Raw genomic sequence first — 12200 nt, 5'->3', positions numbered from 1 at the left:
ATGAGCGACAAAGACGGAAAATCGACCCTGGGACTCGGCGGCAGCGGCCGTTCGGGCCAGGTCAAGCAAAGCTTCAGCCATGGCCGCACCAAGAGCGTTGTCGTGGAAACCAAGCGCAAGCGCGTCGTGGTGCCCAAGCCGGGCGCCACGCAGATGACGGATGCCCAGAAGGAAAAGAACCCGCTGACGGCGCGGATGGCGGGCGACCCTTCCAAGCGCCCGGCGGGCATTTCCGACGCCGAGATGGAGCGCCGGCTGAAGGCGCTTGCCGCCGCCAAGGCCCGCGAGGCCGAGGAAGCCGCCCAGCGTGCCGCCGACGAGAAGGCGCGCGAGGAAGAACGCGAACGCCGCCGGGCCGAGATCGAGGCCAAGGAGCGCGAGGACCGCGAACGCGAGGAAGCCCTGCGCCTGAAGGCCGAGGAAGACGAGCGCCGCGCCCGCGAGGCAGCCGAGGCCGCCAAGCGCAAGGAAGAACCCAAACCCGCGGAACGCCCGGCCCGTGCCGCCGCCCCTGCCGCCCGTCCGGCTGGCGCACGTCCGGCCGCGCCCGACCGCGCCGCGATCGAGGCCGCCGCGTCCCGCGCCGAGAAGCCCGGCATCGCCACCGGCCCGCGCCGCACCGACCGCGACCGCCGCGACAGCGGCGGCGACAGCGATGCCAAGGCCAAGGCCAAGGCCGAGGATAGCCGCCGCACCGGCCGCCTGTCGCTGAACCAGGCGCTTGACGGCGAAGGCGGGCGTCAGCGTTCGCTGGCCGCGATGAAGCGCAAGCAGGACCGCGCCCGGCAGAAGGCGATGGGCAACGTGCGCACCGAAAAGCAGGTGCGCGACGTGCAGTTGCCGGAAACCATCGTGGTTTCCGAATTGGCCAACCGCATGGCGGAACGCGCCGCGGACGTGGTCAAGTCGCTGATGAAGATGGGCATGATGGTCTCCATCAACCAGGCCATCGACGCCGACACTGCCGAACTGGTGATCGAGGAATTCGGCCACAAGGCCGTCCGTGTATCGGATGCAGACGTCGAACAGGTCATCGACACGGTCCAGGACCGCGACGAGGATCTGCGGCCGCGTCCGCCGATCATCACGATCATGGGCCATGTGGACCACGGCAAGACCTCGCTTCTGGATGCGATCCGCAAGGCGAATGTCGTGTCGGGCGAGGCCGGGGGAATCACCCAGCATATCGGCGCCTATCAGGTGAAGACCGAATCCGGCGCCGTGCTGACCTTCCTGGACACGCCGGGCCACGCCGCCTTTACCTCGATGCGGGCGCGCGGCGCGCAGGTCACGGATATCGTGGTGCTGGTGGTTGCCGCGGACGACGCGGTGATGCCGCAGACCGTCGAGGCCATCAACCACGCCAAGGCCGCAGGCGTGCCGATGATCGTGGCGATCAACAAGATCGACAAGCCCACGGCCGATCCCGACCGCGTGCGCACCGCGCTGCTGCATCAGGAAGTCGTGGTCGAAAAGATGTCCGGCGACGTGCAGGACGTCGAGGTATCGGCAAAGACCGGCAAGGGCCTGGACGAGCTTCTGGAAGCCATCGCGCTTCAGGCCGAGATCCTGGAATTGCAGGCCAATCCCGACCGCGCCGCGCAAGGTGCGGTGATCGAGGCGCAGCTTGACGTCGGCCGTGGCCCCGTGGCCACCGTTCTGGTGCAGAACGGCACGCTGAAGCGCGGCGACATCTTTGTCGTGGGCGAACAGTGGGGCAAGGTGCGCGCCCTGATCAACGACAAGGGCGATCGCGTGGACGAAGCCGGTCCTTCGGTCCCGGTCGAGGTTCTGGGCCTGAACGGCACGCCCGAGGCGGGCGACGTGCTGAACGTGGTCGAGACCGAGGCCCAGGCCCGCGAGATCGCGGATTACCGCAGCCAGGCCGCCAAGGACAAGCGCGCCGCAGCCGGTGCCGCGACCACGCTGGAACAGCTGATGGCCAAGGCCAAGGCGGACGAGAACGTGGCCGAACTGCCCGTGGTCGTGAAGGCCGACGTGCAGGGTTCGGCCGAGGCGATCGTCCAGGCGCTGGAAAAGATCGGCAACGAGGAAGTGCGCGTCCGCGTCCTGCATTACGGCGTCGGCGCGATCACCGAATCCGACATCGGCCTGGCCGAGGCGAGCCGCGCGCCGGTCATCGGCTTCAACGTCCGCGCCAATGCCCCGGCCCGCAATTCGGCCAACCAGAAGGGTGTCGAGATCCGCTATTACTCGATCATCTATGACCTGGTGGACGACATCAAGGCAGCGGCCAGCGGCCTGCTGTCGGCCGAGGTGCGCGAGAACTTCATCGGCTATGCCCAGATCCGCGAGGTCTTCAAGGTCACGGGCGTTGGCAAGGTCGCGGGCTGCCTGGTTACCGAAGGCGTGGCGCGCCGTTCGGCGGGTGTGCGCCTGCTGCGCGACAACGTGGTGATCCACGAAGGCACGCTGAAGACGCTGAAGCGCTTCAAGGACGAGGTGAAGGAAGTCATCTCGGGCCAGGAATGCGGCATGGCCTTCGAGAACTATGACGACATCCGCCAGGGCGACGTCATCGAGATCTTCGAACGCGAGGAGGTCGAGCGCACGCTGTAAGGCGGCGCCCGGACCCGGAACAGAAAAGGGGCGGCCTGTTGGCCGCCCCTTCCGCATTCATCGTGGTGCCTTTGAACTCAGGTCAGCGCGTGACCGGTTTCCCTTCAAAGGTGCGTGTGCCGATGCGGACCACCATGTTCCCGTTAGGGGCAAGACATTCGAAAAGCCCCTGAACGAGGATGTGGCTGCCGATCGAAATTGTCCGAATCATGTCAAGCCCTCTTGTACCCTCTGGAACTATATTGCCATAAAATGGTTACCATTGGTTTAACGAAGCAGCGAGCCGCGGCATTTTGCGGGCAAAAGGCAAAGATGACCGCCGATCTGCGACCTCAAAGCCACAGTTGCAGCATCGGGATCAGCGGAACATCGGCAGGCGGCATGGGGTAATCCCGCAAATCCCTGGCCCTGACCCAGGCCAGTTTCTGTCCTTCCCGAGGATGCGGAATTCCCTGCCAGCGGCGACAGGCAAAGACCGGCATCAACAGGTGGAAATCGGGATAGCCGTGGCTGGCAAATGTCAGCGGCGCCAGGCAAGAGGTCCAGGTGTCGATGCCCAGTTCCTCGTGCAGCTCTCGGATCAGCGCGGCCTCGGGGGTTTCTCCGGGTTCGACCTTGCCGCCCGGAAACTCCCACAGGCCCGCCATGGACTTGCCTTCCGGGCGCTGTGCCAGAAGCACGCGCCCGTCGGCATCGATCAGCGCGACGGCGGCAACAAGAACCGTCTTCACGACCGGTAATCGGCGTTGATGTCGATATAGCCGTGGGTCAGGTCGCAGGTCCAGACGGTCCGCGCCCCCTGCCCCAGTCCCAGATCGACGGCGATCACCAGATCCTGCCGCTTCATGTAGGCGCTGGCCTTGGCCTCGTCATAGGACGGCGAACGCCAGCCGTTCTCGGCCAGGACCATGTCGCCGAAGCGGATCGTCAGCCGGTCGCGGTCGGCCTGCGCACCGGACTTGCCGACGGCGGCGACGATGCGGCCCCAGTTGGCGTCCTCGCCCGCGATGGCGGTCTTGACCAGGGGCGAATTCGCGATGGCCAGGGCGACCTTGTGGGCATCGGCATCGGATGCCGCGCCCGTCACCTGCACCTCGACGAATTTCGTCGCGCCTTCGCCGTCGCGCACCACCAGTTGCGCCAGTTCGCGCATGACCCCATGCAGCGCCGTCACGAAACCCGCACCTGCCCCGCTGTCCAGCGTGGTGATCGGCGCGGCCTTGCTGCGCCCAGTCGCGGCCAGGATCAGCGCGTCCGAGGTCGATGTGTCGCTGTCCACGGTGATGGCGTTGAAGGTGCTGTCCAGGCCCGAGGACAGCGCCTGCTGCAGCAACGGGGCCGCGATGGTGGCGTCGGTGAAGACATAGACCAGCATCGTCGCCATGTCGGGCGCAATCATGCCCGATCCCTTGGCGATGCCGGCGATGCGGATTTCGCCGCCCTCGCCCGCTACCGTGGCCGAGGCGCCCTTGGGAAAGGTGTCGGTCGTCATGATCGCACGGGCCGCGTCGGCAATGCCGCCGGCCTCCAGCGAAGCTGTCAGGTCATCGACGATGGCGATGATCCGGTCATGGGGCAGCGGTTCCCCGATCACCCCGGTCGAGGACGAGAAGACCCGATCCGCCGGGACGCCCGTCGCGGCAGCCACCGCACCCGTCACCGCATCCACGGATTCCTGGCCCCGCGCGCCGGTGAAGGCATTGGCATTCCCCGAATTGACGATGATCGCCGCGCCTTGCGGCGCATCCCCACCCCCGGCCAGCTTCGCCTGGTTGTCCAGGATGCAGGCCGCGCGGGTCGAGGACCGGGTAAAGGCCCCCGCCAGCGTTGATCCGGGCGCGATGCGCATCAGCGTCACGTCGGTGCGGCCCTGATACTTCACACCTGCGGCACCGCTGGCGAATTCCACGCCCTCGATCACCGGCAGGTCGGGAAAGCGGGCTGGGGCCAGGGGTGAAACAGGAAGCCCGGCCTTGCCCATTATTGCGCCTCCAGCAGTTCGGTCTTGTTCATCAGGGCGGGGTCGATGCCCTCGACCTTCTCGACCGTCGCTTCCGAGGTCAGGCGCTCGATTTCCGCCTGGACCTTGTCGCGCAGGACCATCTGGCTGATCTGGTCGCGCACCTCGTCAAGCGCCGGGGCCTCGCGCAGGCGGGTGTCGTTCAGCTTGATGACATGCCAGCCGAATTCCGTCTGCACGGGATCCGAGATCTGGCCCTTTTCCATCGCGCTGACGGCATCGGCGAAGGGCTTGACCATCTGGTCGGCGGAAAACCAGCCCAGATCGCCCTTGTTCGGTCCGCTGGGCCCGGTCGAGCTTTGTTCGGCCAGCGTTCCGAAATCCGCGCCGCCATCAAGCTGGGCCTTGATCTCGCGGGCCTTTTCCTCGGTATCGACCAGGATATGGGCGGCGGAATATTCGGTTGCGGGTTCCTCGGCCGCGAACAGGTTGTCATAGGCCGCCTGGATTTCCTCGTCGGTCGGCTGGTTCTTGGTGACCTCGGTGATCGCGGCGGCGGCCAGGGTGTTGCGCCGCTGGATTTCCAGTTGCGCGCGTACGCCGGCGTTTTCCTGGCCGGCATCGGCCACGGCGGTCTGCTGGATCAACTGGTCCAGCATGATCTCGTACAGGGCGCCGTCGCCCATCTCGGCCATCTGGGGATCCTGGGCTGCGGCCTGCTTCATCACGATCATCTCGCCCAGGGTGATGGGCGTGCCATTGACGGTCGCGACGACCGTATCCGCGCCCTTGTCCTGCGCCAGGACGGCAAGCGGCGCAGCAGCCAGCAAGGCGGCCAGAATCGAGGTCTTCAGCATGGGGATCCCTTCGCTCGTGCGGCCCAGGGCACGGGCCAGCGTTGACAGTGGGGCGGGCGGCGCATAGATCCCGGACCAACTCCGTGGAAGGCGCTGCCGCCGCTTTCGTTCAGGCCCCTGATACGGCAATGCGGCAGGTCGCGGCAATAGCCCGGCAGACACCGCCTTTCCCAACAACGTGATTGCGAAGGTAACATGCTCGGCATCGGAAATCTGGCGAAGAAGGTCTTTGGAAGCCCCAATGACCGCAAGGTCAAGGGAACGCGCGGGCTGGTGGCCCGCATCAATGCGCTGGAGGATCAGTTCCGCCCGCTGACCGACCAGCAGCTGGTCGAGAAGACCCGCGAGTTCCAGTCACGCGTGGCCCAGGGGGAAAGCCTGGACGACATCCTGCCCGAAGCCTTCGCCAACTGCCGCGAGGGCGCGCGCCGCGCCCTGGGCCTGCGCGCCTTCGACGTGCAGCTGATGGGCGGCATCTTCCTGCACCAAGGTAATATCGCGGAAATGAAGACGGGCGAGGGCAAGACCCTTGTCGCGACCTTCCCCGCCTATCTGAACGCCCTGACCGGCAAGGGCGTCCATGTCGTCACGGTCAACGACTATCTGGCGAAACGCGATGCCGACTGGATGGGCAAGGTCTTCCGCCAGTTGGGCATGACCACGGGCGTCGTCTATTCCTTCCAGGCGGAACCCGAGAAGCGCGCGGCCTATGCCGCCGACGTGACCTATGCCACGAACAACGAACTTGGCTTCGACTATCTGCGCGACAACATGAAGGGCAGCGTCGAGGAAATGGTCCAGCGCGGCCACAACTTCGCCATCGTGGACGAGGTGGACAGCATCCTCATCGACGAGGCGCGCACGCCCCTGATCATCTCGGGTCCGTCGCAGGACCGCAGCGAACTCTATGTGACGCTGAACCAGTATATCCAGCTTCTGACCGAAGACCATTACAAGCTGGACGAAAAGGCCCGCAACGCCACCTTCACCGAGGAAGGCAACGAGTTCCTGGAAACCCGCCTGCAGGCCGACGGCATCCTGCCCGAGGGCCAGACGCTCTATGACCCGGAATCCACCACCATCGTCCACCACGCGAACCAGGCCCTGCGCGCCTGGAAGCTGTTCAACAAGGACCAGCACTACATGGTCCGCGACGGCGAGGTGATGCTGATCGACGAATTCACCGGCCGGATGATGAAGGGCCGCCGCCTGTCGGACGGCTTGCACCAGGCCATCGAGGCCAAGGAAGGCGTGACCATCCAGCCGGAAAACGTAACCCTGGCCAGCGTGACCTTCCAGAACTACTTCCGGCTCTACAACAAGCTGGCAGGCATGACCGGCACGGCCGCGACCGAGGCCGAGGAATTCGCCGAGATCTACAAGCTGGGCGTGGTCGAGGTTCCAACCAACCGCGGCATCGCGCGCCAGGACGAACACGACCGCGTCTATCGCACGGCGCAGGAAAAATACGCCGCCGTCGTCGAGGCGATCAAGGAAGCCCATGCCAAGGGCCAGCCGACCCTGGTCGGCACCACCAGCATCGAGAAGTCCGAGATGCTGTCCGAGATCCTGAAAAAGCAGGGCATTCCCCACAACGTCCTGAACGCCCGCCAGCACGAGGCCGAGGCGCAGATCGTGGCCGACGCGGGCAAGCCCGGCGCGGTCACCATCGCCACCAACATGGCCGGCCGCGGCACCGACATCCAGTTGGGCGGCAACGTGGAAATGAAGGTGCTGGCAGCACTTGCCGCCGACCCCGAGGCGAACCCCGACGAAATCCGGGCCCGGATCGAAGCCGAACACGCGGCGGACAAGGAAAAGGTGCTGGCCTCGGGCGGGCTGTTCGTGCTGGGCACGGAACGCCACGAAAGCCGCCGCATCGACAACCAGTTGCGCGGCCGCTCGGGCCGCCAGGGCGATCCCGGCCGGTCGCTGTTCTTCCTGTCGCTGGACGACGACCTGATGCGGATCTTCGGATCCGAACGGCTGGACAAGGTCCTGTCCACCCTGGGCATGAAGGAAGGCGAGGCGATCGTCCACCCCTGGGTCAACAAGTCCCTGGAACGCGCCCAGGCCAAGGTCGAGGGCCGCAACTTCGACATCCGCAAGCAGTTGCTGAAATTCGACGACGTGATGAACGACCAGCGCAAGGCGATCTTCAGCCAGCGCCGCGAGATCATGGACAGCACCGAGGTGGGCGAAATCGCGGCCGACATGCGCCACCAGGTCATCGACGATCTGGTCGATGAATTCATGCCGCCGAAATCCTATCCTGAACAGTGGGACCTGGACGGCCTGAAGACCGCGATCCGCGAACGGCTGAGCATGAACCTGCCCGTCGCCGACTGGGCGGCCGAGGAAGGCGTGGACCAGGACGCGATGCGCGAACGGATCGAGCAGGCGACCGATACCTACATGGCCGACAAGGCGCAGGCATTCGGGCCGGAAAACATGCGCAACATCGAAAAGCAGGTGCTGCTGCAGATGATCGACCAGAAATGGCGCGACCACCTGCTGACGCTGGAACACCTGCGCTCGGTCGTGGGCTTCCGCGGCTATGCGCAGCGCGATCCCCTGTCGGAATACAAGACCGAGGCCTTCCAGCTGTTCGAAACCATGCTGGACGGGCTGCGCTTCGACGTGACGCAGCGCCTTGCGCAGATCCGCCCCCTGACCGAGGCCGAGCGCGAGGAAATGCTGCGCCAGATGGCCGAGCAGCAGAAGGCCGCGCAGGAACACCTGACGATGGAGCATGGCGCCGAGCGTCAGTCCGACGACGATGCGGACAGGCCCCGGCCGCTGGTCGCGGGCTTTGACGAACAGGACCCCGCCACCTGGGGCAACCCGTCGCGCAACGATCCCTGCCCCTGCGGATCGGGCAAGAAGTTCAAGCACTGCCACGGCGCGATCTGACGCGGTGTTCCGGCCGGATGGGGTTCTACCCCGCCCGGCCTAATCCAGCCGTGCGGGAAGTTCCCATCCGCGCAGCAATTCCTGGGCCGACATCGGCCTTTTCCCCGACCGCTGCGCCTCCAGCACCTCGACTGCGCCCAGTTCATCCGTGCCGGTGCCGCAGGCGATGGTAAATCCCCCCAACACCTGCCCCGGAAACGCCTGCCCCGCAACGACCCGGCTGCGCAGCAGCTTCACCCGCTCGCCCGCGATCTCGCACCAAGCGCCGGGAAAGGGCGACAGGCCCCGGATCAGCCGGTCCACCTCGGCGGCCGGGCGGGTCCAATCCACCCGCGCCTCGGCCTTGTCGATCTTGGCGGCATAAGTCACGCCCTCGGCGGCCTGCGGCACGGCGGGCAAGGGCAGCCGATCCAGCACATCCACGACAAGGTCCGCCCCCATCGCCGCCAGCCGGTCATGCAGGTCGGCGGTGGTGTCCTCGGCCCCGATCACGGTCTTCGCCTCGGCCAGCACCGGCCCTGTATCCAGGCCCGCCTCCATCTGCATGATGGCAACGCCGGTTTCCGCATCCCCTGCCATGACCGCCCGATGGATCGGCGCCGCCCCCCGCCATCGCGGCAGAAGCGAGGCATGGATGTTCAGGCATCCCAGGCGCGGCGCATTCAGCACCGGCTGCGGCAGGATCAGCCCATAGGCCACCACCACCGCCACATCCGCCTGCAAGGCCGCGAAATCCGCCTGATCCGCCGCATCGCGCAATCGCAGCGGCGTTCGCACCTCGATCCCCAGTTCCTCGGCAGCACGATGGACGGCTGATGGCCGGGGCTTCTGCCCCCGCCCCGCGGCCCGCGGCGGCTGCGAATAGACCGCCACGACCTCATGCCGCGCGGCGATCGCCCGCAAGGCCGGCACCGAGAACTCGGGCGTTCCCATGAAGATCACGCGCATCCTGCCCTCATCTTCTGTGTCCAAATATCCTCGGGGGGTCCGGGGGGCGAAGCGCCCCCGGCGGTCACCGCCGCGCCAGCTTCGCCGATTTCGCGACCAGCATCTTGCGCCGCAAGGGCGACAGGTGATCGACATACATCCGCCCGTCCAGATGGTCGATCTGGTGCTGCACGCTGGTGGCCCACAGGCCCACGAAATCGCGCTCCTCGACTTCGCCCGCCTCGTTCAGGAAGCGCACCGTCACCGCGCGCGGTCGGCTGACGGGGGCGAAGACGCCGGGCAGGTTGGGGCTGGCCTCGTCATGGCTGCGGAACTGGACGCTGGCGTGCAGGACCTCGGGGTTGGCCATGCGCACCGCCTGCCCCCGCTTCTCGGACGCATCCACGACCGCCAGCCGCAGCATGATCCCGATCTGCGGCGCGGCAAGACCCACGCCCGGCATCGCCTCCATCGTGTCCACCATGTCGTCCCAGATCATCCGCACCGTCTCGGTCACGGCCTCGACCGGATCGGCCGGGATGTGCAGGCGGCGGTCGGAATAGGGCAGGAAGGGTCGGACGGTCACGCGCGGCCCTTTTCCCGCTTCAGCTTGACCATGCGGCGCGTGATCATCTGGCGCTTGATGGCGGACAGGTGGTCGATGAACAGCACGCCGTTCAGGTGGTCCAGCTCGTGCTGCGCGCAGGTCGCCCACAGCCCGTCGAACTCTTCCTCATGCGTCTTTCCGTCCAGGCCCAGCCAGCGCAGCCGCACCTGTTTCGGTCGGGTCACATCGGCATATTGATCCGGGATGGACAGGCAGCCTTCCTCATAGGTGTTCAGTTCCTCGGACTCCCAGGTCACCTCGGGGTTCACCAGCACCAACGGGCGGCGCTCGGCCTCGGGGTCGCGGGTCGCATCCATCACGAAGACGCGGGACAGCACGCCCACCTGCGGCGCGGCCAGGCCCACGCCCGGCGCGTCATACATGGTGGCCAGCATGTCTGCGGCCAGCGTCTCGATCTCGGGCGTGATGCGGGCCACCGGCTCGCAGACCTTCTTCAGGCGCGGGTCGGGATGGATCAGGATGGGGCGCAGGCTGCTCATGCTCCGCGATTTAGGGCAAGGCTTCACCATAAGCAACAACCGGCATATGCATGGGGAAACAGCGACAGGCAGGACCATGAACCAGCACAGCCATCCCCGTCCCGACTTTGACGAGATCATCGACCGCGTGGGCACCCGCTGTTCCAAATGGGACGACATGCAGGGGGCCTATGGCGTGTCGCCCGATGATGGGGGGCTGGCGATGTGGGTGGCCGACATGGACTTCCGCCCGCCTGCCGCCGTGCAACGGGCGGTCGAGGATGTGGCGGCCCACGGCGTCTACGGCTATCCCGGCGCGAACCGGCCCTATCTGGAGGCGATCCGCTGGTGGATGGAAAACCGCCACGGCTGGAAGATCGACACCGACTGGATCCTGACCTGCGCGGGCCTGGTGAACGGCGTGGCGATGGCGCTTGACGCCTATACCGAAGCTGGCGACGGCGTGATCGTGATGTCGCCCGTCTACCACGCCTTTGCCCGCGTCATCCGTGCCTCGGGCCGCGAACTGGTCGAACTGCCGCTGGCGCAGGAAGACGGCCTCTACCGCATGGACTGGGACGCCTGGGAAGACCGCCTGACGGGACGCGAACGTCTGCTGATCCTCTGCTCGCCCCACAATCCCGGCGGCCGCATCTGGACGCCCGAGGAACTGCGCCAGGTCGCCGACTTCTGCACCCGCCGCCACCTGATCCTGGTGTCGGACGAAATCCACTGCGACCTGGTCATGCCCGGCCACAAGCACAGCGTCACCGCCACCGTCTGCCCGGACATCGCGGACCGGCTGGTCACGCTGACCGCCGCCACCAAGACCTTCAACATCGCGGGCGCCCATATCGGCAACGCGATCATCGCGGACAAGGCGCTGCGCGACCGCTTCAAGGCGGCGCTGATGGCGCGCGGCATCTCTCCGGGCCTGTTCGGGATGGACATGGTCACCGCCGCCTATTCGCCCGAGGGCGCGGCCTGGGTCGACGCGCTTGTGGACTATCTCGACGGCAACCGGCGGATCTTCGACGCGGGCATCCACGCGATCCCCGGCCTGCGGTCCATGCCCCTGCAGGCGACCTACCTGTCCTGGGTCGATTTCTCGGGCACCGGCATGACGCCGGCGGAATTCACCGCCCGCGTCGAAAAGGCGGCCCGCATCGCGGCCAATCACGGCGCCACCTTCGGCACCGGGGGCGAGGATTTCCTGCGCTTCAACCTCGCCACCCCGCGCGTCCGGGTAACCGAGGCCGTGGAACGCCTGAAACAGGCCTTCGCCGACCTGCAATGAGGCTGCTCGGGCGCCTCTTTTCCGCGCTGACGGCGTTGTTCCTGCTGACGGCGGCCTGGATCATGCTGGCGCCGCAGCGTCCTGCGCCCGTGCCGCCGGTCACGGCGCCGCTGGTCGGGCCCGTCGATCACATCGAGATCCGAAAGTCCGCCCGCCGCATGACCGCCTTCCGCGACGGTCAGCCGCTGAAAACCTATCGCATCGCGCTTGGCTTCGAACCGGACGGCGACAAGCGCCGGCAGGGCGACGGCAGGACGCCCGAAGGCCGCTTCACCATCGACCGCGTGAACCCCGCAAGCGCCTATCACCTGTCGCTGGGGCTCGATTACCCGCGTCCGCAGGACCGCGCCCGCGCCGCGGCGTCCGGCATCGACCCGGGCGGCGACATCTTCATCCACGGCCAGCCGAACCCGCGGCCCGACGGCGAAACCCTGCCCGGCGACTGGACGGCGGGCTGCATCGCCGTCAGCGACGCGGAAATCCGCGAACTCTACGCCGCCGCCCGCCTCGGCACGACCGTCGAGATCCTGCCCTGACGCAGCGCTTTCACTATGGTTCAAATATCCCACGGGGGTCCGGG

At 66.8% G+C, this 12200-nt stretch carries 10 protein-coding genes; 4 read left to right on the top strand and 6 right to left on the bottom strand.

Features of this window, described 5'->3' with window-relative positions:
• The gene (infB, locus tag IEX25_RS02335) at nt 1-2580 is read left to right on the top strand and encodes a translation initiation factor IF-2 (protein WP_103172306.1); all 2580 of its coding nucleotides are present in this window, start codon (nt 1-3) and stop codon (nt 2578-2580) included.
• Between the two features lie 332 nt (nt 2581-2912).
• Here infB and mutT read toward each other — a convergent pair whose 3' ends face one another.
• Genes mutT through IEX25_RS02320 form a run of 3 tightly spaced genes read right to left on the bottom strand, consistent with a single transcriptional unit; the run spans nt 2913 to nt 5397 of the window.
• Nucleotides 2913-3311 carry an 8-oxo-dGTP diphosphatase MutT gene (mutT, locus tag IEX25_RS02330; RefSeq protein WP_188713859.1) on the bottom strand — a complete coding sequence of 133 codons (399 nt, stop codon included), beginning with the start codon at nt 3309-3311 and terminating at the stop codon, nt 2913-2915.
• On the bottom strand, nt 3308-4561 hold the full coding sequence (gene argJ / locus IEX25_RS02325) for a bifunctional glutamate N-acetyltransferase/amino-acid acetyltransferase ArgJ (RefSeq protein ID WP_188713858.1): 1254 nt from the start codon (nt 4559-4561) through the stop codon (nt 3308-3310). Before argJ ends, mutT begins: the two co-directional genes overlap by 4 nt.
• The gene (locus IEX25_RS02320; RefSeq protein ID WP_188713857.1) at nt 4561-5397 is read right to left on the bottom strand and encodes a peptidylprolyl isomerase; all 837 of its coding nucleotides are present in this window, start codon (nt 5395-5397) and stop codon (nt 4561-4563) included. Before IEX25_RS02320 ends, argJ begins: the two co-directional genes overlap by 1 nt.
• Nucleotides 5398-5592: 195 nt before the next feature.
• Between IEX25_RS02320 and secA the strand changes: the two genes are divergently transcribed.
• Nucleotides 5593-8310, top strand: coding sequence for a preprotein translocase subunit SecA (gene secA, locus IEX25_RS02315; RefSeq protein ID WP_188713856.1), 2718 nt, complete (start codon nt 5593-5595; stop codon nt 8308-8310).
• Nucleotides 8311-8349: 39 nt separating this feature from the next.
• On the opposite strand, the gene fmt is transcribed toward secA, so the two are convergent.
• From fmt to def (IEX25_RS02300), 3 genes are all read right to left on the bottom strand, one after another.
• Entirely contained in the window at nt 8350-9258 is a 909-nt protein-coding gene (gene fmt / locus IEX25_RS02310) for a methionyl-tRNA formyltransferase (RefSeq protein ID WP_188713855.1), read from the bottom strand.
• Between the two features lie 64 nt (nt 9259-9322).
• Entirely contained in the window at nt 9323-9823 is a 501-nt protein-coding gene (def, locus tag IEX25_RS02305) for a peptide deformylase (protein WP_103172180.1), read from the bottom strand.
• Nucleotides 9820-10344: a peptide deformylase gene (gene def, locus IEX25_RS02300; protein ID WP_188713854.1), complete on the bottom strand. Its 525-nt coding sequence runs from the start codon at nt 10342-10344 to the stop codon at nt 9820-9822. Before def (IEX25_RS02300) ends, def (IEX25_RS02305) begins: the two co-directional genes overlap by 4 nt.
• Nucleotides 10345-10420: 76 nt before the next feature.
• Here def (IEX25_RS02300) and IEX25_RS02295 point away from each other — a divergent pair, with 76 nt between their 5' ends.
• Both IEX25_RS02295 and IEX25_RS02290 read left to right on the top strand, forming a co-directional pair.
• A complete protein-coding gene (locus tag IEX25_RS02295; protein ID WP_188713853.1) occupies nt 10421-11620 on the top strand; it encodes a MalY/PatB family protein in 1200 nt (399 codons plus the stop codon).
• Nucleotides 11617-12156, top strand: a complete 540-nt coding sequence (locus IEX25_RS02290) for a L,D-transpeptidase family protein (RefSeq protein ID WP_188713852.1) — start codon at nt 11617-11619, stop codon at nt 12154-12156. Before IEX25_RS02295 ends, IEX25_RS02290 begins: the two co-directional genes overlap by 4 nt.
• Nucleotides 12157-12200 lie beyond the last annotated feature (44 nt).

It is taken from the genome of Paracoccus acridae, from assembly GCF_014642735.1.
Taxonomy (GTDB): Bacteria; Pseudomonadota; Alphaproteobacteria; order Rhodobacterales; family Rhodobacteraceae; genus Paracoccus; species Paracoccus acridae.
Note: the sequence above shows the minus strand (reverse complement) of the source record. Positions and strands in the feature narration are given on the sequence as shown.